We start from the raw sequence: 25,831 nt of genomic DNA on the forward strand, positions 1-25,831 counted from the left end.
CATTGGCAGGAGGGGCGGTTTTTCATTTGCGAGCATGTGTCGTCTGTGAACATGTGAGAATTTTCGAATAGAAAATATTGGTATAGTGGCCGACGGACTGTCCATTTTCTTTTTCACATCCCAACCGCCATGGCGAACATCTTCTCGACAATCTGCCTGTTTTCTCTGCTGGCTTTTCCCGTCGCCGCATTCCCGGAACCGGCGGAAAAGCGCGCACCCCGCACCGAGCAGCAGATCAGGAAGCAGATCATCGAGGAATCGATTGCCGCGTACCCTGGCCGCTGTCCCTGCCCGTACAATGTCACCCGCAACGGCAGTGCCTGCGGCGGCCGCAGTGCCTGGAGCCGCCAAGGCGGCTACGCCCCGATCTGCTACGAGCGCGAGGTGACAAAGGAGATGGTGAGGGAGCGCCAACAGCAGCAGCGTGCCGACGCGCCGCAGGAAAGCTGATCGTGTGTTTTTAACAACAGGGGTCAAGTCTGCCATCCGGACACGGCCCCAGCTGTAGAGCCGCACGAAACCGCTCCAAATCTCTGCCGTAGGCGCATAATGTCCCTGTCTTCTCGGGAGGAACCGGATGCGCGACGCCATCATCATCGGAGCCGGCCACAACGGCCTGGTCTGCGCCTTCTACCTGGCCCGCGCCGGGCTGAAGGTCACCATGCTCGAACAGCGCCCGGTCGTCGGCGGCGCCGCCGTCACCGAGGAATTCCACCCCGGCTTTCGCAACTCGGTGGCCGCCTACACCGTCTCCCTGCTCAACCCCAAGGTCATCCGCGACATGCACCTGGCCGCGCACGGCTTGCGCGTGGTCGAGCGCCCGCTGTCGAACTTCCTGCCGCTCGACGACCATCGCTACCTGAAGCTCGGCGCCGGCAAGACGGCACAGGAGGTCGCCAAGTTTTCGCAGCGCGATGCCGCCCGTCTCGACGACTACGCCCGCCACCTCGATAGCGCCGCCGACCTGCTGCGCGAGCTGGTCCTGCAAACCCCGCCGAACCGCGTGCAGGGCAGCTGGCTCGCCGCGCTGCCGGAGCTGATCAAGGCCGGCAAGCTGGGCAACCGCATGCGCGCACTCTCGCTCGACACCCAGCGCGAACTGCTCGACCTGTTCACCAAGTCGGCCGGCGACTACCTCGATGGCTGGTTCGAGAGCGCGCCGATCAAGGCGGCCTACGGCTTCGACAGCGTGGTCGGCAACTACGCCAGTCCCTACGCGCCCGGCTCGGCCTACGTGCTGCTGCACCACGTCTTCGGTGAAGTCAACGGCAAGAAGGGCGCCTGGGGCCATGCGGTCGGCGGCATGGGCGCCATCACCCAGGCAATGGCAAAGGCGGTGCAGGCGCTCGGTGTGGAGATCCGCCTGGACGAGGGCGTGCGCGAGGTGCTGCTGGAGGGGGGCCGCGTGGCCGGCGTGGTGTCGAGCAAAGGCGAACGCTTTAACGCGCGCCGGGTCGTCTCCAACCTGAATCCGCGCCTGCTGTACACGAAGCTGGTCGATCCCGGCGCGCTGCCGGGCGACTTCCTGCGCCGGATGCAGTCCTGGCGCTGCGGTTCCGGCACCTTCCGCATGAACGTGGCGCTGTCCGAACTCCCGAGTTTTACCTGCCTGCCCGGCAAGGAGGCGGCCGAACACCACGGCAGCGGCATCATCATCGCGCCCAGCCTGGCTTACATGGAGCGCGCCTACCACGAGGCGCGCGCCAGCGGCTGGTCGGGCCAGCCCATCGTCGAGATGTTGATCCCGTCCACGCTCGATCCAAGCCTGGCGCCGCCCGGCCAGCACGTGGCCAGCCTGTTCTGCCAGCACGTCGCGCCCACGCTGCCGGATGGCGCCAGCTGGGACGATCACCGCGAAGAGGTGGCCGACCTGATGATCGCCACGGTCGACCGCTGGGCGGCGAACTTCAAGCGCTCGGTGCTCGGCCGCCAGATCATGAGCCCGCTCGACCTGGAACGCACCTTCGGCCTGGTCGGCGGCGACATCTTCCACGGCGCGCTCGGGCTCGACCAGTTGTTCGCGGCGCGGCCGATGCTGGGCCACGCCGACTACCGCGGCCCGATTCCCGGCCTGTACACCTGCGGCGCCGGCACCCATCCCGGCGGCGGCGTCACCGGTGCGCCGGGGCACAACGCCGCGCGCGAGGTGCTGCGCGACGTGCGCAGGCGCTTCGCATGAGCAGGGCCTGCGTCCTTGCCGTGCTGCTGCTGGCCACTGCGGCAGCGAATGCATCCGCCCCGGCCGCCGACCTGGTCTACCGCAACGGCTACGTCCATACCGTCGACGCGCGGGACAGCGTGCAGCAGGCATTGGCCGTGCGCGCCGGGCGGATCGTGTATGTCGGCGCAAATGCCGGCGTTCAGGCCCTGGTCGGCAAGCGGACCCGCGTCATCGACCTGCACGGCCGCATGCTGATGCCCGGCCTGGTCGACGCCCACATGCATCCGCAATCCGGCGGCAGCCGCCTGCTCAACTGCAGCCTGGATTACGCACGCCTCACGGTGCCGCAGTTCCAGGCGCGCATCCAGGCCTGCATCGATCGCGACAAGCACGCCGCTTCGGACCGCCCGCTGCTGGTGGTGAACTGGTTCCAGCAAGGCATGCAGCCCGACGGCGTGGGAACGACTGCCGCCACACTCGATGCGCTCAAGACCACGCGTCCGGTGATCGTGCGCTCCTCGTTCGGCCACTCGGTGCAGCTGAATTCGCGCGCCATCGCGCTGGCCGGCATCCGCCGCGCTACGCCGGATCCGACCGGCGGCAAGATCGTGCGCGATGCGCATGGCGACGCGACCGGCCTGCTGGAAGACGCGGCCCAGGACCTGGCAATGCGCTTCATTCCTGCCTTGAATGCGAAGGAAAACCTGGCCGCCTCCAGCGCCGCCTTGAAGGCGATGCGCCGCCAGGGCATCACCAGCTTCCTCGACGCCTGGACCGACCCGGAGACGATGACGGCCTTCAACGCGCTGCAGCGCCGCGGCAAGCTCACCGCGCGTGCCCATTTCGCCGTGCTGATCGACCTCGACAAGGGCACCACGCCGCAGGCTGCCGTCGCCGAGCTGCTGCGGCAGCAGCGCCGGTTCGACCAGGGGCCGACGCGGGCGGCGCCGTCGATGCAGGTGCGCCACGCCAAGCTGTTCATGGATGGCGTGATCGCGGCGCCCGCATTCACCGGCGCCATGCTGGCGCCTTACCTGGTGAACGCGGGCAGCGACGAGCAGCCGGACTGGCGCCCCGGCCCCAGCAAGGGACCGGCAGGCTACTTCTCGGCGCAAGCCCTGCGCAGCACGCTGCGCGAACTAGCCAGGAACAGCATCGACCCGCACATCCACGCCGACGGCGACCGCGCGGTACGCGAATCGCTCGATGCCATCGCCAGCCTGCGCGCCACCGGGGAAGGCAAGCGCATACGGCCGGCGCTGGCCCACGCCGAGATCGTCGACCCTGCCGACTACCGGCGTTTCGCGCAACTGGACGTCACGCCGGTACTGTCCTTCCAGTGGGCCAAGCCGGCGCCGGACACGGTCGGCGCGCTGAAAGATTACCTGGGGCCGGCGCGCTATGCCGGCGTCGAACCGCAGGCGGTGCTGAAGAACGCCGGCGCCCGCATCGCCTACGGCAGCGACTGGCCGGTCGATCCGCTCGACCTCTGGTTTGCGCTGAAGGTGGCGGTGACGCGCACCGCCGCGCCCGACGCCGGCCCCGAGTACGCCGGCCGCCTGACCGCGCAGCCGGGCATGACGCGCGCCGCCGCCCTGCGCGCGGCCACCATCGACGCGGCCTGGACGCTGCGCCAGGAAGCGTCCACCGGCTCGCTGGAGGTGGGCAAGCTGGCCGACCTGGTCGTCCTCGACCGCAACGTGTTCGGCATCCCCGACGAGGACATCGCCAACGTGACAGTGCTGCAAACCGTGGTCGGCGGCAAGGTCGTGTACGAGTCCGGGCAGGTGCGGCGCAAGCCGGCGCGCTCCGGCAACGGTGCGGGGGGCTGTGTGATCGGATGCTAGACTTTGCGTTCAGCTCACTCGATACCAAGGAGCCGTTTTGCGCTTTCGTCCTTTCTTCACCATCCTCTTCCTGTTTGTTCTCACACTCGCCGGTCCGGCCCAGGCCTTGCCCGCCGCACCCGATACCGAGGCGCCGGCCGCCGAGGAAACCCACCCCGATCCGCTGCGCCGCGAAACGCCGCGCTCGATGGTCTCGGGCCTGATCGAAGCCCTGGCCGAACTCGATTACGACCGCGCCGCCCAGTACTTCGAGCTGCCGACGGCCACCAGCAGCCGCCAGCGCATGAGCGCGGTCAGCCAGGCGCGCGCCTTTCATTCGCTGCTCGACAATGGCGGCTCGCTGAAAGCCTTTGCCACCCTGTCGAACCAGGCCAGCGGGCGGGTCGACGACGACCTGCCGCTCGACCAGGAAAACGTCGGCGAGGTCACGGTGCAGGACAAGAAGACCCCGATCCTGATCACCCGCTCCGAAGTCGACGGCCAGCAGGTCTGGCGCATCTCGTCGGCCACGCTGGGCCAGATCGCGGCCGCGACCAAGCGCGCCCCGGTGGCCGAGACGGCGTCCCAGGACGAGTACCTGGTCGCCGGCGCGCCGCTGAAGGACTGGGGCCTGCTGATCGGGCTGGGCGTGATGATCTTCGGCGGCCTGTGGCTGGTGTCGGCCCTGGTGGTGGCCGCGATGCGCCGCCTGGTGGCCGATTCCGCGGCCAGCGGCATCTACCGCTTCTTCGAGGCGGCGCTGCCACCGGCCAGCCTGCTGCTGGCGGTGGCCATCTTCTATACCTGGGCCGAGCGCCTGCCGGTGGCCATCGTCGCGCGCCAGACCCTGCTGCGCTATACCGGCATCGTCACCGTCATCGCCCTGGTCTGGTTCGGGCTGCGCCTGGTCGACGCGGTGGCCGAGCTGGTGATTGCGCGCATGCAGCGGCGCCAGCGGCGCCAGATCGTTTCGGTGGTCACGCTGCTGCGCCGCACCGTCAAGATCCTGTTGCTGGTCTTTTCCGGCATCGGCATCCTCGACACCTTCGGCATCGACGTCACCACCGGGATCGCGGCCCTCGGTATCGGCGGTATCGCGCTGGCGCTGGGCGCCCAGAAGACCGTGGAAAACCTGGTCGGCAGCGTGACCGTGATCGCCGACCGCCCGCTGCAGGTGGGCGACTTCATCAAGGTCGGCGACGTGGTCGGCACCGTGGAGGACGTCGGCATCCGCTCGACCCGCATCCGCACCCTGGAGCGCACGGTCGTCACCATCCCGAACGGCGATTTGTCGGCGCGCCAGATCGAGAACTTCGCGGCGCGCGACCGCTTCCTGTTCAATCCGACCATCGCGGTGAGCTACGCGACGCCGTCGGCCAAGCTGCAGGAGGCGCTGACCATCGTACGCGGCGTGCTGGCGGAAGAAGAAAAGATCGCCGAAGGCCATCGGGCACGCCTGGGCGGCATCACCGACCGCGCGTTCAACATCGACATCTTCTCGTATATCGACACGCCCGAGTTCGACGTCCAGGTGGTGGTGCGCGAACATCTGCTGCTCACGATCTACGCGCGGCTGGAAGCGGCAGGCATCCGCCTGGCCTATCCGAGCCAGACCGTCCTGTTCCAGGGCGATGGCCCGGGGGAAGACGAGCGCAAGGAGGACGGGAAGGAAGAGGGCGGGCCGGCGCCGCGCCTGGAGAAGGACGAGCGTCCCGGACGGTAAGAAAGGCCGGGTTGCGGATGCCGCTGCACGCTGCGCGTGTAGCGGTTATCATGTCCGTCTCACCCAACACAGGATCGACTCGCCATGACCACGTCCAGCTATCCCGACACCCGCCTCCTCATCGCCAACGAGTGGATTGACGCCACCGGCGGCAAGACCATCCCGGTACTGAACCCGGCCACGGGACAGGAAATCGGCACGGTGGCGCATGCATCGATCGCCGACCTGGACCGCGCCCTGGCCGCCGCCCAGAAAGGCTTCGAGACCTGGCGCGACGTGCCGGCCGCCGAGCGCGCCGCCACCATGCGCCGCGCCGCCAACCTGCTGCGCGAACGCGCCGGCGACATCGCCCGCCTGCTGACCCAGGAACAGGGCAAGCCGCTGGTCGAAGCCAAGGGCGAGGCCCTGGCCGGCGCCGAGATCATCGACTGGTTCGCCGCCGAAGGCATGCGCGTGTATGGCCGCATCGTCCCGTCGCGCAACCCGAAAGCCCAGCAGCTGGTGCTGAAGGAGCCGGTCGGCCCGGTCGCCGCCTTCACGCCGTGGAACTTCCCGATCAACCAGATCGTCCGCAAGCTGTCGGCCGCGCTGGCCACCGGCTGCTCCTTCCTCTGCAAGGCGCCGGAAGAAACCCCGGCCTCGCCGGCCGCGCTGCTGCAGTGCTTCGTCGACGCCGGCGTGCCGCCGGGCGTGGTCGGCCTGGTGTTCGGCGACCCGGCCGAGATTTCCGGCTACCTGATCCCGCACCCGATCATCCGCAAGGTCACCTTCACCGGCTCGACCCCGGTCGGCAAGCAATTGGCCGCCCTGGCCGGCGCCCACATGAAGCGCGCCACGATGGAACTGGGCGGCCACGCGCCGGTGATCATCGCCGAAGACGCCGACGTCGCCCTGGCCGTGAAGGCCGCCGGCGCCGCCAAGTTCCGCAATGCCGGCCAGGTCTGCATTTCGCCGACCCGCTTCCTGGTGCACAACGCGATCAAGGACGAATTCACCCGCGCCTTCGTCCAGCACGCCGAAGGCCTCAAATTGGGCGACGGCCTGCAGGAAGGCACGACCCTGGGTCCGCTCGCCAACGCGCGCCGCCTGACGGCCATGGCCAAGGTGGTGGAAGATGCGCAGGCCAAGGGCGCCACGCTGGCGCTGGGCGGCAAGCGCGTCGGCGAGACCGGCAATTTCTTCTCGCCGACCATCCTGTCCGACGTGCCGCTCGAAGCCAGCGTGTTCAACGACGAGCCTTTCGGCCCGGTGGCGGCGATCCGTGGTTTCGACAGCCTGGAGGACGCGATTGCGGAAGCGAACCGCCTGCCTTACGGCCTGGCCGGCTATGCCTTCACGCGCTCGATCAAGAACGCGCAACTGCTGATGAACCGCGTCGAAGTCGGCATGCTGTGGATTAACCAGCCGGCTACCCCGAGCGCCGAGCTGCCGTTCGGCGGCATCAAGGATTCGGGCTATGGTTCGGAAGGCGGTCCGGAGGCGCTGGAGTCCTACCTGAACACCAAGGCGGTATCGATGGTCGGCGTCTGAGCCGTCCGTCACGAAGGCCGGTGCGAACCGGCCTTTTTCAATGCAAGAGAGAGAACATGGTACCCGAGAGTGCGGCGCTGCCAATTAAAGCCGGTAGGGTGGACTCCTGAGTCCACGCGGTACTACTTTTGTATATCGAAATGCGTACCCTGGCCCTGGAATGCATTCTGCAACGGATGTTCTCAATCACCGCAGTGTGCAAAGGGACGACCGCGTGGACTCGGGAGTCCACCCTACGGAGCACTGTTGAACCGAACGGCATGACGGCGCGAACCCGCCTTTTTTTCTAAAGAGAGAGATATATGGTACTCGAGAGTGCGGAACTGACGATCAAGGCCGGCATGGAAGCCGAGTTCGAAGCCGGCGTGCGCCAGGCGACGCCGCTGTTCCAGCGTGCGCGCGGCTGCCGCGGCATGTGGCTGGAGCGTGGTGTCGAAAACCCGCTGGCCTACCGCCTGCTGGTGCGCTGGGATACGGTGGAAGACCATAATGTCCACTTCCGTGGCAGCGAGGATTTCCAGGAGTGGCGCCGCCTGGTCGGCCACTGCTTCGACGGCGCGCCCAGCGTCAGCCACCTGGAAACGGTGCTCGAAGGCTTCTGAGGCAGGTTCACCATGTGCGTCAATTACCGTCCGCCGACACCCGAGCAGTTCGGGTCGATCGGCGCCTTCAGCGAGCTGCCGACCGACTGGCGCTGGCCGGAAGAAACCTGGAAGGATTACCTGGCGCCGATCGTGCGGCGTGGGGCCAGCGGCCGCCCGGAAGCATTGCTCGCCACCTACGGCATGGTCCCAAGGCGGCAAATCCCGCCCGACATCAAACCCTTCGACACCATGAATGCGCGCGCCGAATCGCTGGTCGAGCGCCGCTCCTTTGCACCGGCCTGGCGCCGCCTGCAACTGTGCGCGGTGCCGATGGCCTGGTTCTACGAGCCTTGCTACGAAAGCGGGCGCGCCGTGCGCCATGCGATCGGCATGGCGGACGAATCGCTGTTCTATGTGGCCGGGCTGTGGCGCGACTGGCCCGAACCCGACGGCGGTGTCGCCTCGTCGTTCACCCAGATCACCATCAACGCCGACGACCATCCGCTGATGAACCGCATGCACAAGCCGGGCGACGAAAAGCGCTCGCTCGTGATCCTGCCGCACGAGGACGTCGAGGACTGGCTGGCCTGCCGCAGCATGGACATGGCCCACACCTTCCTGCGTCACTATCCCGCCGAGCGCATGCGCGACTGGGCGGCGGCGCCGGCGCCGGTGCGGCGCAAACCGGCCGAGCCGTCGCCGAACCTGGAACTGTTCTGACGCGCCGTCCGGCGCCTACATGAAGCCGGTGTCCAGGTCCAGGCAGGTCTGGCCGACGTGGTACAGGGCCAGCGCCTTGCCGACGCCTGGCGCGGCCAGGTAGCGCGCCAGCAGCCTCGCCGGGGCGTCCAGGCCCAGCGCCAGCAGCGAAGGGTGCAGGGCGCGCAGCGCATCATCGGGTCTGGCCAGGTGCAGGTGGCCGCTCATCGCCTTGTGTTCGAGCTGAGTCAACAGCGCCTGCAGCACGCGCATGTGGGCCAGGGGCGCCTGGGCGGCGGCTGGCGCGGTGCGCCCGCGCAGCATGCGCCCCAGGCGCGCCGCCAGCGAGGGCCGCACCGGCCCGCGCTCGTAGTCGAGCGCGACCGCCCGCAGCTGGCCGCTGCGCTCCAGCACCAGGGTCACCGGCTCCAGCAGGCCCTGGGTGCCGCGTTCCAGGCGCGCGACCACGCCGGCGATGGCCGCGCCGGATGTCGCCCAGGCTTCCAGGCTGTCCAGGCGGCTGGCTTTCCAGTGTTCGTAGGGCAGGCGCAGGGTCAGCGCGCGCCGCTCGCGGTCCAGTACACACCACGTGAGTTCCTGCTTCACTTCGTCTAGCCGTGGCGGCTCGACGGTGAGCGGCCGCAGCAGCACCAAGTCCAGCGGCTCGCCCGTCAGCCCGACGCTGGCGGCGACGGCGCAGCGCAAGGCGGTCCAGTCGTCGAAGCCGGCCTGCAGCCAGCGCGGATCGCTTGCCGCCCAGGCATGCCGCATGCCGGCGCGCGTGACGCCGCCCAGCCCCAGGCGGCCGTCCTCCGAGAGGCGCGGCTGTTCGAGCGCCAGCGCTCCCCGCGCCAGGCCGTGCGCCGGCCCCACGCCCGGCCATAATGCGTGGTGCTCCCAGGCGCTGCTCCTGCTGAAACCCGGGTCGCTGTCGTCGCGCCGCGCCAGCACTGCCTGGCGCAGCAGCCCGGCGTCGGCGTCCCAGAAGGCGTAGGTCAGGCCGCGTGCGCCGCTGCGGTTCTCCCACCAGTAGGCGCCCAGCGGCAGCAGTTCCATGGCGTCGCCGACGTCGAAGCTGCGCCGCGCCGTGCCCCGCAGGCGCGCCAGCAGCACCGGATCCGCTTGCGGCCCGGCCGCTTGCAATGCCAGGGTCAGGACGTGTACTTGGGCGCACAGGACCAGGGCCTGGCCCTCGTCGACGCCGAAATCGCGCTCGACCAGCAGATCGGCGATGCCGGCCAGCCCGCGCAGCAGGCCCGCCAGGCGCGGGAAGGATTCGACCCGGGCCGAGGTGGCGAGGGCGCGCAACTGGGGCGCGGCGATGTCGCTCGCATGCGACCAGCCGCCGGCGCAGAGTTCATGCACGAGCGCGCGCGCCTGGGCCAGGAAGCGGGTTTCGTCGTCGCCCAGGCCGTCGGGCGGAGCGGCCGCCGCTTCGGCCTGCCCGGGCCAGGGGAAGGATTTGCCGTGCGCGCGCCATACGGCTGCGAGGGCCAGCAGGTGCAGGGCCTTGCGCAGGCGCGGCTCGGCCTCCGACACCATGCCGGCATAGCCGGTGCCGGCGACATAGCGGCAGACCAGGTCGAGGGCGGGCAGGCGGATGTTCAGCACCGCGCCCTGCACCGCGATCTCTGCGGTGTCGAGGATGTCCTGCATGCCGGCCGCCTTGCGCACGGCGGCCACGCCGGCGGCCTTGAACAGCGCGTCGGCGTCGAGCGCCAGCACTTCGTCCAGTACGTTCGCCTGCTCCACCGGCGCGGCGTCCAGCGCCGCCGCATCGGCGGAAGGCGCGGGGTCCGGTGCGCTACGCAGCCACAGCGCGGCGGCCAGGATGTGCTTGCACACGCCCGGCGCCGGGCAATCGCAGCGCGCCGCGCCCGGGCCTTGCGGCGCCAGCTGCACGCGCTGGCCGTCGGCCGCGACCACGCCTGCGGCCGCGCCGCCGTCCGCCTGCCAGCCGACCTTGCCGGCCTCGACATCCTTGGCCGCACGCCGCAGCAGGCCGGTGCTGGCCAGCGCCGCGAGCGCATCGTCGTCGTAGTTGCCGTAGACGGCGCGCCAGTCAAGCGGTGCGCTCATGCCATCGCCTCGGCCAGCCATTGCGCGAAGTGGGTCGGTGTCAGCGCGGCCACCTGCATGCCGCGGTCGGCCAGGCGCTGGGCCATGGCGTGGTCGTAGACCGGCTGCGCCTCCTGGTCGAGCGCCGCCAGTCCCAGCAGCTTGACGCGTGCCTCGTTCAGGCGCTTGACACTGCCCAGCAGCGGGCCGGGCATGGCGCCTTCCATGAAGTCGCTGATCAGGGCCAGCACGGTGCGCTGGGGCGACTGCACCAGGCTCTCGCAATACTGCATCGCGCGGCCGATGTCGGTGCCGCCGCCCAGCTGCACGGTCAGCAGCACCTGCACCGGATCGTGGGCCAGGTGGCTGAGGTCGACCACGTTGGTGTCGAACACCACCAGGCGCACCCGCACCGCCGGCAGGCTGGAGAGGATGCCGGCGACGATCGCGCTGTACATCACCGAGTCGAGCATCGAGCCGCTCTGGTCGACGCACAGGATCACTTCCCAGGGCAGCTGGCGCTTGATGCGGGCGTTGAAGCGCGGGCGTTCGATCAGCAGGCGGCGCAGCTGCGGGTCGTAGTGCTTGAGGTTGGCCCCGATGGTGGCGCGCCAGTCGAAGTTCTGGAAGCTGCGCAGCGACGACTGGCGGAAGCGGTTGCGCCGGCCCTGCAGGGCGTTGACGAAATCCTGGCGCAGGGTGCGCGTGATTTCCTCGACCACCTTGCGGATCACGCTGCGCACGGCGTCCAGGGTGGCCGCGTTCATGCGGCCGCGCATCTGCAGCAGGGTGCGCGCCAGCGCCTGGTTCGGTTCCAGCGAGAGCAGGGTGGCCGGGTCGTCGAGCAGTTCGCGGATGCCGTAGCGGTCGAGCGCATGGCCTTGCACGCGCTCGAACACCTCGCGCGGAAACAGCTTGCGGCTGCGCTGCAGCCAGTCGAGCGCCTTGATCTGGCTCGGATCGAGGCCGGCGCCGCGCTGTCCATTGCGCGGGGAGCGGACCTTGCCGGCGTACTCGCGCCCGTACAAATAGTCGAGGGTGGCGTCGATCTCCCCGTCGCGCCCGTTCAGGCCGCCCCCGCCCAGGTTGTCGCCGGCATAGCGGCCCAGCACCAGGCGCCAGCGGCGCGCCGCTTCATTGCTCATGCCGTTTCCTCCGCCAGCCAGGCGTCCAGGCCATCGCGCGCCAGGCACAGCGCCAGCGCGCCTTGCAGCCGGGCGCCGGCGGCCATGTCCGCTTCCGAGAAGCCGTACTGGACCGACGCCAGCGCGTCGTCCAGCCCGGCGTGGGTCTGCGCCAGGGCTTCGGCCAGGCGCGCCGTCTCGAAGGGCTTGAGCTGGGCAAAGGCCAGGCGCAGGTCGGGCAGGTAGGTGATGAAGGCGGCTTCGTCCCAGCCCGCCAGGATGCGGTCGAGGTCGCGCTGCAGGCCGGGCTGGGTGAGCAGCAGCTCGGGCGCCGCCGCCATCAGGCCGCCCAGCGCGCGCACCGCCTCCGCCGGCCGTGCACCCGAGCCGAAGTGGGCGCCGAGCATGGCGCCCAGCCGCGCCGCGTCCCAGGCGCCGTCGAGGAAAAGCAGGGCGCCGGCGGCCACGGCGATGCCGGGCGCGGCGGGCGCCAGCGCCAGGCGTGCCAGGGCTTCGTGCCAGGCATCGTCGGATTCGGCCCCGGCCAGCGCGGCGCGCACCGCGCGCAGGTCGACCAGGGTGCGTACCGCGGCGGCTTCGCCATCCTGCTTCACATTGGCCAGGTCGGGCAGCAGGCCGAGGCCGATCGAACAGGCCAGTTCCAGCAGCGCCCGCACGCCATCGTCGTCCTGCACGCCGAGCGGTTCGCGCGCACGGTGCAGGTTCAGCAGCTGGTGCGCGCAGTCGGTAACCGAGGCCAGGCTGGCGTCTTCGGCCAGGTGGCGCGCCAGCAGGTCCATCAGGCGCGGCAGGCGTTCGTGCAGGCCGATCACGCAGGCGCGCACCAGCAGCCTGACGGCGGCGCCGGCGCTGCGCCCCTGGCCCTGGGTGGCGAGCAGCGCTTCCTCGCGCCGCAGCCGCGCCAGCGCCGCGTCCTGCAGGGTACTGCCGTCGCCGGCCACCTCGATCAGGCGCGCCTCGACCAGCGGGTTCCAGGCCACCTGCCATTCCTCGATCAGGAGTTCCAGGCGCATCCCGCCCAGGAAGTCGGGGCCGCCCTGCCAGCGGCCCACACCGGCGCCGAGGTAATCCATCAGGTGCAGGAAGCGGCTGCGCAGGCGGTGGCTTTCCTTGCGATACAGGTCGAGGCGCACGGTGCGCGGCGTGCTGTCGTCGAGGCGGATGCGCTGGGCCTGGGCCTGGCGCCGCGCGTCTTCCAGCAGCGGCGGCGAACCGGCCGACGGCGGCACGTCGCCCAGGGCGCTGCCGCCCAGGAAGCGGCGCAGGTCGTCCGTGAAGCCGGCCATGCCTTCGTCGATCGCGCCTTTCACGAAGCAGGAGCGCAGCGCGTCGAGCACGTCTTCGCGGCCCGGCCCGGCGTGCCCGCGCAGGGCAGCCAGGCGCTGGGCCTGCAGGACGGCGGCCTGCACCTCGGCGGTCGATACCTGTTCGCTCAGGCCGCGCTCGCGGCCCTGGCGCGCATACCGGGCCAGGGCTTCGGCGGTCACCTGTTCCAGGTGCGGACCGTCGGCGCTGGCCTGGGCGCTTTCCCATACCCACTGGTGCCAGGCCGGCGAGGGCATGCCGGCGCCGTAGCCGTTCAGCGCATCGAGGCGGTCGAAGCTGTAGCGGATCAGGAAATCGGCGGCCGCCGCCGGCGCGGTCCTGCCCGGCTTCGGGGCCGGCCCGGCCAGCATCTGCTGCAGCGCCAGGGTATGGAAGCCGCCGGTCACCACCATGATGGCGCGCCCGTCGCCGGCCGCGCGCAGGGCGGCGTGGCGGCGCCGGATGTGGCCGGCCATGTGGCGTTCGCGCGCCAGGCTGCCCTCGGCTTCCAGCACCGCCGTTTCGTAGCTGCTGCGCGCCAGGGCGCAGTAGGCGAAGACGTCGGCGAACAGGCTGCGCCAGTCGCGCAGGGCCGGCGCCGGGCGCAGCTCGAACAGGTGATCCCAGAGTTCGTCGTGGCTGCGGCAGCCGCTGGCGCGCGCCAGCGCGGCCAGGTAATCGCTGTGGGCCAGGTAGCGCTCGGCCATCAGGCTGCGTGCATGTTCGTCCTCGCCTGCATCCGCATCGTCGTCGCGCGCTGCCCAGGGCAGGTCGATGAAGTTGAACTGCGCACCGAGTTCGTGCGCCAGGCGCAGGGCTACCCATTCCGGGCTGTAGTCGCAAAAGGGGAAAAAGGCGCTGCGCGTGACCGGCCCATCGCCGTCGCGCGCCGCCTCGGCCTGGGACAGGATGGCCACCGGCGGCCGCGTGCGCTCATCCAGCAGCAGCGGCAACAGGGCGTCGAAGCTGTCGGGTCCCTCGACCAGCACCGCGGCCGGACGCAGTTCGCGCAGCATGGCCTGCAGCGCCAGGGCGCAGGCCGGGCTGTGGTGGCGCACCGGCGCGAAATGGATGCCGTCCATCTCCATGCGCGCCAGGCCGGCCGCGACTTCCGCCGGCAATGCATCGAGGCTTGCCGTCATGCCCACAGGCTGCGTGCGGCGTCGCCGAAGCTCTTCCAGGCGCTGTCGCGGCGGCCGCGCTCGCGGACCACGGTGTCGAAGTAGTGCTGCACGCGCTTGACGTCGTCGGCGCTGTCCTTGATCAGCACGCCCTGCAGGCCGTTCGCCATGTCGCGCGGCGTGACCTGGCCGTTGCCCAGGAAGCTCGCTTCGAGGGCGGCGGCATGCAGCACGTTCACCGCTTCGGCGGTCGACATCACGGCGTCGAGGTTCTTCAGTGGCGTGCCTTCGCGCGTGCTGCCGGCGCGCAGTTCCTGGAACACCGTTACCAGGAGGCCGACCACGTCGCGTTCGATGCGCGCCTGCAGGCCGGCGCCATCGAGCTCGCGCCGCACCTGCGCCAGCACCAGCTCGACCTCGAAGGCATGGTCGCGGATCGGGCGCACGGTCTCGAAATTGAAGCGCCGCTTCAGCGCCGACGACATTTCGTGCACGCCGCGGTCGCGCAAATTGGCGGTGGCGATAACGTTGAAGCCGCGCCGCGCGTGCACGCAAGCACCGTCACCGAGTTCGGGCACCACGATCTGCTTTTCCGACAGCAGCGAGATCATGGTGTCCTGGATCTCGGGCGGGCAGCGCGTGATTTCCTCGAAGCGCACCAGCTTGCCGGCCACCATGGCGCGGTACATGGGCGAGGGCACCAGTGCGCGTTCGCTCGGCCCTTCGGCCAGCAGCAGCGCATAGTTCCAGGCGTAGCGGATATGGTCCTCGGTGGTGCCGGCCGCGCCCTGGATGGTGAGCGCCGAGTCGCCGCTGATCGCCGTGGCCAGCAGTTCGGACAGCAGCGACTTCGCCGTGCCCGGTTCGCCGACCAGCATCAGGCCCTGGTTGCCCATCAGGGTGACGATGGCGCGCTCCACCAGCGGGTCGTCGCCGTAGAACTTGCGGCTGACGCCCAGTTGCGCGTCGCCCAGGATGAAGCGGCGCACCGCGCGCGGCGACAGTTGCCAGCCTTCGGGACGCGGATCGCGGTCGGCGCCGCGCAGGGTGTCGAGTTCGGCGCGGTAGCGCTGCTCCGCGCTGCTGCGCAGGACCCGGGAAGTATCTGTTGCTTGCATCGTCATCTGTCTCGTTCCGTTCTCACGCTCCGCTTACCACGGCATCTTGCGTTCCCACTCGGGATCGAAGCCCTGGCAGGCGGCGGCCACGGCGTGGTAGTCGCCGTAGGCTTCGGCCAGCAGCACCGGCGGCACCTTGGCCAGCGGCAGGTTGCCGCCGCCATAGCCGCCCGCGCCGAGGCGCACGAAGCCGAGCGTCTTCAGCGCCGCCGGCATGTTCTCCTCGGGCAGGGCGCTGCCCGAGAATTCGATGCGCACCTGGATGCCGAGGCTGGCGAAATCCTTGACGTACTCGAAGAACACCCCGCCATCCTCGGCCGAGCCGCGCGCATAGCCCTGCTTGCCGAAGGCGCCGCGCAAGGTGAAGGTGTCGCCCATCCAGCCGAGGCGGTCGGCGATCGCATCGGCGCCCGCATCCTGCGCTGGCGGCGGGCGCCGCGCCAGCTGGGCGAACAGCGGCGTCACCTTGTAGTCCTTGAAGTGGGCTTGCCAGGCCTTGACCTGCGCCTCGTCGAGCAGGCTGGCATGGGCCAGGCCGATCCCTTCATCCGGGCCGGGTTCGACCTCGTCGTCGGCGGCGTCGATCAGGCTGCCGTCCTCGGTCGGGCGCAGCAGGCCCAGTACCTGGCCCTCGGCGTCGAAGCGCATCCACACCAGGCGCTGGACCAGGCGTCCGACCACCGGATGGCGCCGCAGGTATTCCTCCCAGTCGGCCACCGGCCAGCGCCGGCCGGCGCACATCGCTTCGTACAGGCGCGCGCTCTGCATCTCGACCACCTGCTTGACTTCCTTCTTGCAGGTCGTGAACAGCGCCTTGCCTTCCTTGATGGATTCGGGCGTGTCGTTCTGGCGCGCGGCGGGCAGGGCGGCGATCGGCTTGCCCTCGGCGTTGTGCAGCACGGGTTTCAGCTTGTCGTCGAGCACCACGGTGAAGCTGCGCGCGCCGTAGGCGAAGGTCATGCGGCCGCTTTCGTCCAGGCCGCCGGTGGGCACGGTGCGGTCGGCCAGCTGGTCCTGGGTCCAGCCGTTGCGCTCGGCGATGCGCTCGACCAGCAGGCGCGCCTTCTGCTGCACCGACGCCGTGCGGTAGCGCCGCGAGACGCCCAGCACGAACTGGATCACGGCCGGATCGTCCGAGACGCTGGCCGCTTCCAGCATCGCCTCGACCTGGAAGCGGCGCACGTAATGGTCGCGCATGTAGAGGCGGATCGCGTCGGCCAGCTCGTGGCCCGGCACGCCGCAGGTGAGCGCCAGGATGCCTTTTTCGTTGATCGCGGTGCCGGTGTATTCGGCCAGCTTTTCGCGCTTGGCCTCCTCGAAGACCTGTTCCTCGGTCAGCTTGCCGACTTCGGCATAGTATTCGGGATACTTCTTGAAGCCCTGTTGGTAGGACTGGTAGCGGCCCGGCGCATGCAAGTTGGCGTAGGCGATGGCTTCTTCCAGCGGCGGGTTGGCGGTGTCGCGCGCGATGAACTGGTGCAGCAGGAAGCGGCCGAGGGCGGCGCGGCTGCTTGCGTCGAGCAGGCCGAGGTAGCGCACCAGCAGGGCGTTGGCGGCCGGCTCCTTCAGCTTGGCGGCCAGGATCACCCACCAGCGGATGATGTCGGGGTCGACCACCGCGTCCGGCCCCGCGCCATGGGCCCAGGCGCAGGCCGGCAGCTGTTCCAGGTTGAGCCAGGCCAGGCCGGACGGCGGCCTGGCCTTCAGGCCCTTGCGCGCCTGCTTCAGCAGCGCCTCGGACGACAGGCGCGGCGAGATGTCTTCGCCCAGGCGTTCCAGCGCGGTCATGAATTCCGCGCTGACCGGTTCGCGGGTTTCCTTGTCCAGCGCCGTGTACAGCGCCGGGACCGCGGCGCGGTAGCCGATGCGCGCCAGCCAGCGCGCGGCCTCGATGCGCAGTTCCTGCTTGTTCGACCCGAGCACCTCGGTCACGCGCTTGCCGATGTCGGGCAGCTTGCCGAGCACGCGCTGGGCGGCCTGGCGCTGCACCCTGCTGTCGCCGAGGGCGAGTTCCATCACGCGCGGCAGCCAGCGCGCCGGCACGATGGGGAAGGTGTCGAGCGCGCTCAGCGCCTCGGCGGCGCCCGGCTCGCCGTAACCCTTGCGCCCGGTCGGCACCAGGCCCAGGGCTTCGTCGATCGGCTGCGGGAACTGGATCAGCAGCGGCCACACGCGCTCGGGCGGCAGCGTCGCCTGCGGCAGGGCGGCCGCGCGCCAGCTCTGGTACAGGCAGGTCCTGGCGAACAGTCCGGGCGCCGCGCCGCAGCGGATGGCCGCCGCGTCCAGCTGGCGCAGGTCCACCGCATGCGGGTCCTGGCGCCGCAGCCAGCCCTGCAGCCGCGGGCCGAACCAGGCCCAGCTCTCGCCCGGGCGCGAGCCCAGTTCCCAGCGCATGGCCTGCAGCAGGCCGAAGTCGGCGCGCGCTTCCAGCTGGCCGCCCAGGGCCAGGGTCTGGACCACTTCGTAGTCCGAGAAGATCTTGGGGTTGCCTTCGCCGTTCAGGGCCGCCAGCGCATCGCGCAGCTGGCCGGCGCCCAGCCTGCGGTAGGCCGCGTACTGCTGGCTCTTCCAGCGCGACTTGTGCTTGCTGGTGCGGTTGGCTTCCTCTTCCTGCTCCGCGTCCTGGCGCCGCTTGTCGAGCAGCTGCTTGTGGTTGGCCAGCAGCAGGTCCATGGCATCGTCGGCCAGCCGGGTCTCAAGCAGGTCCGGCAGCGGCGGCGGTTCCGGAAGCGCGACTTCGGCGGCGTCGCTGGCGGCCTCGATGCGCGACAAGGCATGGCGGATCGCTTCCTGCACCGCCTTGCTGGTCTCGCGCGCCAGCGCTTCCTCGAGCACGGCGCCGGCGGCGTCTCCCTGCATGCGCGCCAGCTGGGCGGCGGCGTGGCCGCGTTCCTCGCCCTTGCCGTCGCGGAGCAGGGCGCTCAGCTCGGCCAGGCACAGGTCGCGGTCGAGCGCGTCGAGGTGGCGCGTGGCCTCCAGCCGCACGGTCTTGCTGTCGCTCGCCGCCAGGCGCACCAGCACGGCGGCGAAGCGGGCGTGCAGGGCGGGTGCACCGGCAATGCGCCCGGCCAGCACCACCCGGCCATCGGCAGACAGGCTGCCGACGAGTGCATCGACCTCGTCCGCGTGGGCCAGCATGTCCTCGTCGAGGGCGCCCGGGACCAGCAGCGGCCGGTACACCTGGTCGCGGTAATGCGAGCGCAGGCCGCCGCGCTCGAAGACGATGGGCAGGGCCAGCGACTGGGCCAGGCCGGTCTCGTCCAGCAGCGCGCGCAGCAGGCGGATGTCCCAGGCGCGCCGCGCCGCCAGCAGCCTGGCGGCGTCCTCTTCGTGTTTGTTGCTGGACGGCGCGCTGGCCCAGAGCGCGTCGTTCAGCACGTACTGCAGCCAGTCCGGCGCCTTTGCTCCGCTGCGGTCGAGCGTGATGCCATGGTCGGCCGCTTCGAACAGGCGGCCGAGGCGTTCGAGCAGGGCGAGGTCGGCGGGCGTGGACGCGATGCGGCCGTACAGGGTGTGGCGCGCCGCCATGCCCGACTCGATGCTGGCGCGTTCGGCCTTGTCGTTGTCGACGTACCAGAAGATGCTGCGCAGGCGCCCCGGCTGGCCGAGCAGGGTGCTGGCCTTTGCCGCGCGCTGGGCCAGTTCGGCGAGCACGGTCGCCTCGCTGCCGTCGGCGAGGTAGGCGGCGGCGCGCGCGGCCAGTTGCGGGTCGATGCGCTCGAGGGGCGCAACAAGCTGGCGGATCAGCGACGTGTTGGAAGACAGGGCTTTGCGCGCGCTGTCGAGTGCACCGAGGATCGAATTGAGCATGGCCTGGCCGTAGGAAGTGGTGCGCCATGCTGCCATGAAATATACTCAAGTGCAATATTGGCAAGCCCGGCCGTGGCCTGGGTATGCGCCCTGCATGGAATGCCTGGCATGTACCGAAATATTGCGGTCCGGAATCGGCAGATGGGAGAGAATAGGGAATCGCACTTGAGGGGGAGGGAGCATGAAGGAATTGACACGCGGCGAGCGCCTGCCGCTGGCGCAGTATGCAAGCGATGGCACGCTGCAGGCCGGCCTGTCGGCACAGGGATTGACGCTCGACTTCGCCTGTTTCGGCCTGGATGCCGGCGGCAAGCTGGTCGACGACCGCTACATGACCTTCTTCAACCAGCCGGAAAGTCCCTGCGGCGGCGTGCGCGCCGGCGCGGTGGGCGGCGACACGCACGGTTTTCTGTTCCAGCTGGCCCGGCTGCCGGCATCGGTCGAGCGCGTGACGATTACCGCCAGCATCGACGGCGGCGGCACCATGTCCCAGCTGCAGTCCGGCTGCCTGCGCCTGCTGAATGGACAAGGCGAATTCGCGCGCTTCGCATTCAGCGGCCGCGATTTCGCGGCCGAGCAGGCCGTGATGCTGGGCGAGTTCTACCGCAAGGATGGCCAGTGGCGCTTCATGGCGGTGGGGCAGGGCTTCAATGGCGGCCTGGCCGCGCTGGTGCAGCACTTCGGCGCCGACATCGCCGACACGCCGCCTCCGCCCCCGGCGCCGCCGCAGCCATCGTCGATCAACCTGGAAAAGCGCGTCGAGCAGGCCGCGCCCCAGCTGGTCAGCCTGGTCAAGTCGGCCGGGGTCTCGCTGGCGAAGGTTGGCCTGGACAAGCACCGCGCCCGGGTCTGCCTGGTACTCGATATCTCGGGCTCGATGGGCACGCTGTATAAAAAGGGGCTGGTGCAGCGCTTCGCCGAACGCATCCTGGCGCTGGGCTGCCGCTTCGACGACGACGGCGAGATCGACGTCTTCCTGTTCGGGCGCAACGTGCACCAGGGCGAGGCGATGGGCCTGGATAACTTCTCGAATTATGTCAGGGAGATCATCGCGCGCCATCCGCTCGAAGGCGACACCCGCTACGGCGCCGCCATGGAAGCGGTGCGGCGCCATTATTTTCCTGATGCGCGCGGCGGCGAACGCAAGGCGCCGGCCAGGGCGGCGCTGCCGGTGTACGTGATGTTCGTTACCGACGGCGGCACCTCCGACAAGCCGCTCACCGAGCGCCAGCTGCGCTGGTCGAGCCGGGAGCCGATCTTCTGGCAGTTCATGGGCATCGGCAAGGGCAAGAAATCGAAGAGCAAGCGCCTGGCCAGCTTCGCGGATTCCGACTTCCCTTTCCTGGAAAAGCTGGACGAACTCGACGGCCGCCTGATCGACAATGCCGGCTTCTTTTCCGTGGAAACGCCCGACGAGCACGCCGACGCTGCGCTGTACGACCTGCTGATGGACGAGTATCCGGAGTGGGTGAGGCAGGCGAAACAGCAGGGGCTCATTTCCGAATAAACAACATATTCTCCGGAGCCACGTTGACGCGTGTCCGCCGCATGCCGTAAGATTTCTTAACAAAAATTTCACAAAGCGGCATGCGCGATTCATCGTCCACCCGGTTCATCCGCTTTCACCTCAAGACGCGCCACATGGTGCTGCTGGTCGAGCTGGGCCGCCATGCCTCGATCCTGCACGCGGCCGAGGCGGCCGGACTGACCCAGCCCGGCGCCTCGAAACTGATCGGCGAGCTCGAACACGCGCTCGGCGTGCCGCTGTTCGAGCGCCTGCCGCGCGGCGTGGTGCCGACCTGGTACGGCCAGGTGCTGATCCGCCGTGCCGGCGCGGCCCTGGCCGAAATGGATGCGGCGCACCAGGAAATCATGCAGGGCCAGGCCGGCTTCGGCGGACGCGTGGCGATCGGCAGCGTGCGCGCACCGGCGGCCTCGCTGCTGCCGCAGGCGGTGAAGCTGCTCAAGGAGCGCAACCCGCGGGTCCAGGTGGCGGTGTCGAGCGACACCAGCCAGGCCATGATCGAGGGGCTGCGCGCGGGCGAACTCGACATCGTGATCGGCCGCATCCTCGACCCCGCCGCCGCCGCCGAACTCGACTTCGAACCGCTGGCCGACGAGCCGCACAGCCTGATCGTGCGCGCCGGCCATCCGTGGCTGAACCGGGCCGACCTCGGTTTCGACGAGCTGTCCCGGGCGCCCTGGATCCTGCCGGCGCCGGGCCGCCTGCGCGACCAGCTGATGGCGCTGTTCATCGCGCGCGGCCTGCCCCAGCCCGACGACGTCGTCGAAACGATTTCCCTGCCGCTGATCACGCGCCTGCTGGCCGACAGCGAGCGTGTGGTGGCGCTGCCGCCCGAACTGGTACAGTCCGCGCTCGATGCGGGCACGCTGGCCGCGCTGCCGCTCGACGTCGACCTGCGCGCCGGCGTCTACGGCATCGTCACGCGCAAGCGCCACCACCTTGCCCCTTCGGCCGAGGCGATGCTGGCGGCCCTGCGCGAAGCGGCCGGCCTGACGCCGCCTGTACATACCTGATCAATACGGATTTGGCATACATCGCGCGTGTTTCGTTATGGGGAGCGCAAGGGGTGCGCCGTATGATCTCGGCAATGACAAGAGGAGGAGAGACGATGGCGGCATTTCTACCAAACGCGAATCCGGGCGAGGGCGAGGCATGATGCGCCCGGCCGGGCTACCACTGTCCCTGTCCGTGGCGCTGCTGGCGGGGTGCGCGTCGACGCATCCGGTCACGAGCTCGATCGGCAACTTCCCCGACCCCTTCGTGTTGCCCGACGCCGGCGGCTACTACGCCTACGCCACCAACGGCGACGGCAAGAACGTCCCGGTCCTGCATTCGGGCGACCTGCAATCCTGGCGCGCGCTGCCCGATGCGATGCCGTCGCTGGCCAGCTGGGTACGCAAGGAGGTGCCGCACGTCTGGGCGCCGGAAGTCATCAAGCTGGGCGAGCGCTACGTGCTGTACTACACGGCGCACGACCTGGCCTCGGACCGCCAGTGCGTGGGCGCGGCGGTGTCGCAGTCCCCGGCCGGCCCCTTCGTCGACAGCGCCGGCAAGCCGCTGATCTGCCAGGCCGAACTCGGCGGCACCATCGACGCCAGCCCTTTCCTCGAAGGCGGCCACCTCTATTTGTACTTCAAGAGCGACGGTAACTGCTGCCAGCAGCCGACCCACATCTTCGTGCAGGAGCTGCGGCCCGACGGGCTTGCCGTCAGCGGCCAGCCGACCAGGCTGCTGACCAACGGCCGCAGCTGGGAAGGCAAGGTGATCGAGGCGCCGACCATGGTGCAGCGCGACGGCAAGTACATCCTGTTTTATTCGGCCAACGACTTCGGCAACGGCTCGTACGCCGTCGGCTACGCCAGCTGCGCCGGGCCGGCGGGGCCGTGCCAGCCGGCAGACGATTCGCCCTTCCTGAAGAGCCGGGCCGAACGCAACCTCTACGGCCCCGGGCACCAGGTGGTGTTCCGTGTGGGCGAACAGGATTTCATCGCCTATCATGCGTGGGAACTGAAACTTGACGGCACCCGCGCCGAGCGGCGCTTCCTCTACATCGACAAACTCGACTGGGTGAGCGGCAAACCGGTGGTGCAGGGTACCACCCTGATCAGGTAAGAAGCATGGCGGACCGGCCGGGACAGGCCAGCCGCACGAGAAACACGGAGACAAAGTGGCGCAACGCAGACGTTTTATCGCGGCTTCCCTGCTGCTCGGCGGGGGGGCGACCCTGGGCTTGCCCTCCCTGGCGCGGGCACAGCGGCCGATCGAGGTGCGCATGTGGACCCTGCTCAGCGGCGGCGACGGCGCACGCATGCGCGCAATGGTGGACGACTTCAACGCCAGCCAGCGCGCGGTGCGCGTGACCAGCACCACCCTGAAGTGGGGCGAACCTTTCTACACCAAGCTGATCACCTCGTCGGTGGTCGGCGCCGGCCCCGACATCGCCACCGTGCACCTGTCGCGCCTGCCCAACCTGGCCGGCGGAGGCGTGCTGCGTCCGATCGGCGACGCCGAGCTGGCGGCGGCCGGCCTGAAGGGCAGCGACTACTTCCCGCGCCAGTGGGACAAATCGCGCTACGAAGGCCGCAACTACGCCATCCCGCTCGACATGCACCCGATGGTCCTGTACTACAACAAGACCCTGGCCGCCAAGGCGGGGCTGCTCGACGGCGCCGGCACCCTGAAGCCCATCGTCGGCTACGAGGCGTTGACAAGCGCCTTTGCCGGCGTGCGCGAGCGCAGCGGCAAGGCCGGGCTGGCGATGGAATCCGGGCAGGGCTCGTACGCCATCTGGCGCCTGTGGCTGTCGCTGCTGAACCAGCGCAAGGCCACGCTGATCGAGAACGGACGCTTTGCCTATGGCCGCGCCGGCGTCGAGGAACTGGCCAAGGTCAGCGCCTGGTTTACGCGCGGTTACGGCCCATCCGGCCTGGACTATCCCGCCTCCACCAGCCAGTTCATGGGCGGCGGCGCCGGCTTCATGCTCAACGGCGTGTGGGAAGTGCCGGAACTGGTGCGCGCCACGCGCCAGCGCACGCTCGGCTTCGAGTACGGCATCGTGCCGCTGCCACGCCTCTACCAGGACGCCAGCGTCTGGACCGATTCCCACGCCTTTGCCATTCCCGCCAACGAAGGCACACCCATGGCGCCGGAAAAGCTGCGCGGCGTGCTCGCCTTCATGGCGTATGTGAGCCGCCATTCGATGGGCTGGGCCGAGGGCGGCCACGTGCCGGCCTACCGTCCGGTGGCCGAATCGGCCGCGGCCAGGGCGCTGATGCCGAACGCGATGTATGCCGAAGCGGCGCAGAACGTGGTCTACGACCCGGACGGCTGGTACATGGGCGCGGCCGGGCCGGTCGAATCGATGGCCTCGAAGTTCATGCCGGGCGCGCTGTCCGGCCAGCTGACCCCGGCCGAAGCGCTGGACATGTTCGAGAAAGAGGCCTTGCGCTTGCTGCGCAAACGGCCGCCTCGCTACTGATGGAGACCACCACCTTGACACCTGTTGTCACGAAGGCACGCGGGGAGGGCCGCAGGGAAGGGCTGCCGGCGGCGCTGCTGCTGGCGCCGTTCGGCGCCGCCTTCCTGCTGTTCTTCCTGGTGCCGGCCCTGCACACCTTCTACATGAGCCTGACGGAGAGCAGCCTGACGCGTACCAGCGCCTTTGTCGGCCTGGCGAATTACGCGACGCTGGTGCAGGACCCCTCGTTCTGGTCTTCGCTCTGGAACACCTTTTATTTCGCCCTGCTCACCGTGATCCCGCTGACGGCCTTCGGCCTGCTGATGGCGCTGCTGGTGAACCGCTTCGTGCGCTTTCAATCCTGGCTGCAGGGCGCCTTCTTCCTGCCTTACGTGCTGCCGATCTCGGTGATGACCCTGATCGCCGACTGGATGCTGCAGCCGTCGTCGGGCGTGATCAACCACCTGGTCGGCGGCCAGCGCGCCTGGCTGTCCGACGTGCACTGGGCGCTGCCGGCGGTGGCGATCGGCACCATCTGGTGGACGGTCGGCTTCAACATGCTGATGCTGCTGGCCGGCCTGCGCAACATCCCGGGCGAGCTGTATGAGGCGGCGGCCCTCGACGGCGCGCGCGGCTTCACGCTGTTCCGGGCGATTACCTGGCCGGCCCTGCGGCCGGTGGTCGGCACGGCCCTGCTGATCCAGCTGATCGCCTCGCTCAAGGTCTTCGGCCAGACCTACATCCTCACTAGCGGCGGACCCTACAACACCAGCCGCGTCACCCTGCACTATATGTACGAGACCGCGTTTACCCAGAGCGACGCCGGCTATGCCGCCGCCGTGGCCATGGCCTTCATGTTCGTCGTGATCGCCCTGTCGCTGCTGGCCCGGGTGGCCGCGAGGAGGGCGGCATGAGTGTCCGCTTCCATATCGCGCGCTCGCAACTCGGGTGGACCGTCGCCGCCGTCGTCGCCAGCGTGGTGCTGGCCGCCTTGTGGCTGTTCCCCTTGCTGTGGGCGCTGTCGACGGCGCTGCGGCCCGAACATGAGACCGTGTCCGCCGTGTTCCACTGGCTGCCCCAGACCTGGACCCTGGATGCCTTCACCAAGACCCTGGGCGCCGGCAACGTGCCGCGCTGGCTGTTCAACAGCGCGCTCGTCGCCTCCCTAGTGACGGTGGTGACGATGGCGATCAGCCTGATGGCGGCCTACGCTTTTTCCCAGCTGCGCTTCCGCGGCCGCTCGCTGCTGTTCGGCCTCGCCATGCTGGCCTTTTTGCTGCCCTTCGAGGCCTTGCTGGTGCCGCTGTTTCGCACCATGCACCAGCTGGGCATGATCAACAGCTATGCCGGGCTGGTGCTGCCGCAGGTGGTGTCGCCGGTGGTGATCTACGTGTTCAAGCAGTTCTTCGATGCGATTCCGGCCGACTTCCGCGAGGCGGCGCTGATGGACGGCGCCAATCCGCTGCGCGTGCTGTGGAGCGTCTACCTGCCGATTTCCGGCAACATCGTCTGGGCGATGGCGATCGTCACCTTCATCGGCGCCTGGAACAACTTCCTCTGGCCCTTCATCATCGTCACCTCGAACGACATGATGACGATTCCGCTGGGCCTGACCCAGACCTACGATGCGTTTGGCGTGCGCTATGCGCAACTGATGGCGGCGGCGCTGCTGGGCGCCTTGCCGGTCGCGCTGGCCTACGTGGTGTTCCAGCGCCGGGTGACCCAGGGCTTCCTCGCCGCGAGCGGCCTCAAGGGATAAGTCAAAAGAT

General features: G+C 69.5%; 18 protein-coding genes. 13 read left to right on the forward strand and 5 right to left on the reverse strand.

Annotated features, from left to right (window positions below; genetic code table 11):
* Nucleotides 1-129 precede the first annotated feature (129 nt).
* The 7 genes from QPK31_RS19005 to QPK31_RS19035 all read left to right on the forward strand — a co-directional run bounded on the left by QPK31_RS19005 (nucleotide 130) and on the right by QPK31_RS19035 (nucleotide 8,544).
* Complete coding sequence (locus QPK31_RS19005; protein ID WP_290424447.1) at nucleotides 130-450, forward strand: hypothetical protein; 321 nt, start codon at nucleotides 130-132, stop codon at nucleotides 448-450.
* A gap of 127 nt (nucleotides 451-577) precedes the next feature.
* Nucleotides 578-2,179, forward strand: coding sequence for an NAD(P)/FAD-dependent oxidoreductase (locus QPK31_RS19010; RefSeq protein ID WP_290424448.1), 1,602 nt, complete (start codon nucleotides 578-580; stop codon nucleotides 2,177-2,179).
* On the forward strand, nucleotides 2,176-4,008 hold the full coding sequence (locus QPK31_RS19015) for an amidohydrolase (RefSeq protein WP_290424449.1): 1,833 nt from the start codon (nucleotides 2,176-2,178) through the stop codon (nucleotides 4,006-4,008). Before QPK31_RS19010 ends, QPK31_RS19015 begins: the two co-directional genes overlap by 4 nt.
* A 37-nt stretch (nucleotides 4,009-4,045) precedes the next feature.
* Entirely contained in the window at nucleotides 4,046-5,710 is a 1,665-nt protein-coding gene (locus QPK31_RS19020) for a mechanosensitive ion channel family protein (protein WP_290424450.1), read from the forward strand.
* Between the two features lie 84 nt (nucleotides 5,711-5,794).
* On the forward strand, nucleotides 5,795-7,240 hold the full coding sequence (locus QPK31_RS19025) for an NAD-dependent succinate-semialdehyde dehydrogenase (protein ID WP_290424451.1): 1,446 nt from the start codon (nucleotides 5,795-5,797) through the stop codon (nucleotides 7,238-7,240).
* A 302-nt stretch (nucleotides 7,241-7,542) separates the two neighbouring features.
* A complete protein-coding gene (locus QPK31_RS19030; protein ID WP_290424452.1) occupies nucleotides 7,543-7,842 on the forward strand; it encodes an antibiotic biosynthesis monooxygenase in 300 nt (99 codons plus the stop codon).
* Between the two features lie 12 nt (nucleotides 7,843-7,854).
* The gene (locus QPK31_RS19035) at nucleotides 7,855-8,544 is read left to right on the forward strand and encodes an SOS response-associated peptidase (RefSeq protein WP_290424453.1); all 690 of its coding nucleotides are present in this window, start codon (nucleotides 7,855-7,857) and stop codon (nucleotides 8,542-8,544) included.
* A gap of 15 nt (nucleotides 8,545-8,559) precedes the next feature.
* Here QPK31_RS19035 and QPK31_RS19040 read toward each other — a convergent pair whose 3' ends face one another.
* Genes QPK31_RS19040 through QPK31_RS19060 form a run of 5 tightly spaced genes read right to left on the reverse strand, consistent with a single transcriptional unit; the run spans nucleotide 8,560 to nucleotide 19,116 of the window.
* The gene (locus tag QPK31_RS19040) at nucleotides 8,560-10,602 is read right to left on the reverse strand and encodes an SWIM zinc finger family protein (RefSeq protein ID WP_290424454.1); all 2,043 of its coding nucleotides are present in this window, start codon (nucleotides 10,600-10,602) and stop codon (nucleotides 8,560-8,562) included.
* Nucleotides 10,599-11,726, reverse strand: a complete 1,128-nt coding sequence (locus QPK31_RS19045; protein ID WP_290424455.1) for a VWA domain-containing protein — start codon at nucleotides 11,724-11,726, stop codon at nucleotides 10,599-10,601. Before QPK31_RS19045 ends, QPK31_RS19040 begins: the two co-directional genes overlap by 4 nt.
* Nucleotides 11,723-14,173 carry a DUF5682 family protein gene (locus QPK31_RS19050; protein WP_290424456.1) on the reverse strand — a complete coding sequence of 817 codons (2,451 nt, stop codon included), beginning with the start codon at nucleotides 14,171-14,173 and terminating at the stop codon, nucleotides 11,723-11,725. Before QPK31_RS19050 ends, QPK31_RS19045 begins: the two co-directional genes overlap by 4 nt.
* Nucleotides 14,170-15,276, reverse strand: coding sequence for an AAA family ATPase (locus QPK31_RS19055; RefSeq protein ID WP_290424457.1), 1,107 nt, complete (start codon nucleotides 15,274-15,276; stop codon nucleotides 14,170-14,172). The genes QPK31_RS19050 and QPK31_RS19055 overlap by 4 nt, the downstream gene beginning before the upstream one ends.
* Nucleotides 15,277-15,303: 27 nt before the next feature.
* Nucleotides 15,304-19,116 (reverse strand): DUF4132 domain-containing protein, encoded by a 3,813-nt coding sequence (locus tag QPK31_RS19060; protein ID WP_290424458.1) that lies wholly within the window; start codon nucleotides 19,114-19,116, stop codon nucleotides 15,304-15,306.
* A gap of 145 nt (nucleotides 19,117-19,261) precedes the next feature.
* On the opposite strand from QPK31_RS19060, the gene QPK31_RS19065 reads away from it, so the two are divergent.
* The 6 genes from QPK31_RS19065 to QPK31_RS19090 all read left to right on the forward strand — a co-directional run bounded on the left by QPK31_RS19065 (nucleotide 19,262) and on the right by QPK31_RS19090 (nucleotide 25,821).
* Nucleotides 19,262-20,587 carry a VWA domain-containing protein gene (locus QPK31_RS19065; RefSeq protein ID WP_290424459.1) on the forward strand — a complete coding sequence of 442 codons (1,326 nt, stop codon included), beginning with the start codon at nucleotides 19,262-19,264 and terminating at the stop codon, nucleotides 20,585-20,587.
* Between the two features lie 80 nt (nucleotides 20,588-20,667).
* Nucleotides 20,668-21,618 (forward strand): LysR substrate-binding domain-containing protein, encoded by a 951-nt coding sequence (locus tag QPK31_RS19070; RefSeq protein WP_290424460.1) that lies wholly within the window; start codon nucleotides 20,668-20,670, stop codon nucleotides 21,616-21,618.
* A gap of 139 nt (nucleotides 21,619-21,757) precedes the next feature.
* Nucleotides 21,758-22,717 (forward strand): glycoside hydrolase family 43 protein, encoded by a 960-nt coding sequence (locus tag QPK31_RS19075; protein ID WP_290424461.1) that lies wholly within the window; start codon nucleotides 21,758-21,760, stop codon nucleotides 22,715-22,717.
* Nucleotides 22,718-22,772: 55 nt separating this feature from the next.
* Nucleotides 22,773-24,083: an extracellular solute-binding protein gene (locus QPK31_RS19080; protein ID WP_290424462.1), complete on the forward strand. Its 1,311-nt coding sequence runs from the start codon at nucleotides 22,773-22,775 to the stop codon at nucleotides 24,081-24,083.
* A 14-nt stretch (nucleotides 24,084-24,097) separates the two neighbouring features.
* The gene (locus QPK31_RS19085) at nucleotides 24,098-24,976 is read left to right on the forward strand and encodes a carbohydrate ABC transporter permease (RefSeq protein ID WP_290424463.1); all 879 of its coding nucleotides are present in this window, start codon (nucleotides 24,098-24,100) and stop codon (nucleotides 24,974-24,976) included.
* A complete protein-coding gene (locus tag QPK31_RS19090) occupies nucleotides 24,973-25,821 on the forward strand; it encodes a carbohydrate ABC transporter permease (protein ID WP_290424464.1) in 849 nt (282 codons plus the stop codon). The genes QPK31_RS19085 and QPK31_RS19090 overlap by 4 nt, the downstream gene beginning before the upstream one ends.
* Nucleotides 25,822-25,831 lie beyond the last annotated feature (10 nt).

The organism is Massilia sp. YIM B02769, assembly GCF_030411995.1.
GTDB lineage: Bacteria > Pseudomonadota > Gammaproteobacteria > Burkholderiales > Burkholderiaceae_D > Telluria.

Bases quoted from the DNA above. Each gene is read 5' to 3' on its own strand.
- QPK31_RS19005 (WP_290424447.1), top strand. From the start codon at position 130: ATGGCGAACATCTTCTCGACAATCTGCCTGTTTTCTCTGCTGGCTTTT.
- QPK31_RS19010 (WP_290424448.1), top strand. From the start codon at position 578: ATGCGCGACGCCATCATCATCGGAGCCGGCCACAACGGCCTGGTCTGC.
- QPK31_RS19015 (WP_290424449.1), top strand. From the start codon at position 2,176: ATGAGCAGGGCCTGCGTCCTTGCCGTGCTGCTGCTGGCCACTGCGGCA.
- QPK31_RS19025 (WP_290424451.1), top strand. From the start codon at position 5,795: ATGACCACGTCCAGCTATCCCGACACCCGCCTCCTCATCGCCAACGAG.
- QPK31_RS19030 (WP_290424452.1), top strand. From the start codon at position 7,543: ATGGTACTCGAGAGTGCGGAACTGACGATCAAGGCCGGCATGGAAGCC.
- QPK31_RS19035 (WP_290424453.1), top strand. From the start codon at position 7,855: ATGTGCGTCAATTACCGTCCGCCGACACCCGAGCAGTTCGGGTCGATC.
- QPK31_RS19040 (WP_290424454.1), bottom strand. From the start codon at position 10,602: ATGAGCGCACCGCTTGACTGGCGCGCCGTCTACGGCAACTACGACGAC.
- QPK31_RS19045 (WP_290424455.1), bottom strand. From the start codon at position 11,726: ATGAGCAATGAAGCGGCGCGCCGCTGGCGCCTGGTGCTGGGCCGCTAT.
- QPK31_RS19050 (WP_290424456.1), bottom strand. From the start codon at position 14,173: ATGACGGCAAGCCTCGATGCATTGCCGGCGGAAGTCGCGGCCGGCCTG.
- QPK31_RS19055 (WP_290424457.1), bottom strand. From the start codon at position 15,276: ATGACGATGCAAGCAACAGATACTTCCCGGGTCCTGCGCAGCAGCGCG.
- QPK31_RS19060 (WP_290424458.1), bottom strand. From the start codon at position 19,116: ATGGCAGCATGGCGCACCACTTCCTACGGCCAGGCCATGCTCAATTCG.
- QPK31_RS19065 (WP_290424459.1), top strand. From the start codon at position 19,262: ATGAAGGAATTGACACGCGGCGAGCGCCTGCCGCTGGCGCAGTATGCA.
- QPK31_RS19070 (WP_290424460.1), top strand. From the start codon at position 20,668: ATGCGCGATTCATCGTCCACCCGGTTCATCCGCTTTCACCTCAAGACG.
- QPK31_RS19075 (WP_290424461.1), top strand. From the start codon at position 21,758: ATGATGCGCCCGGCCGGGCTACCACTGTCCCTGTCCGTGGCGCTGCTG.
- QPK31_RS19090 (WP_290424464.1), top strand. From the start codon at position 24,973: ATGAGTGTCCGCTTCCATATCGCGCGCTCGCAACTCGGGTGGACCGTC.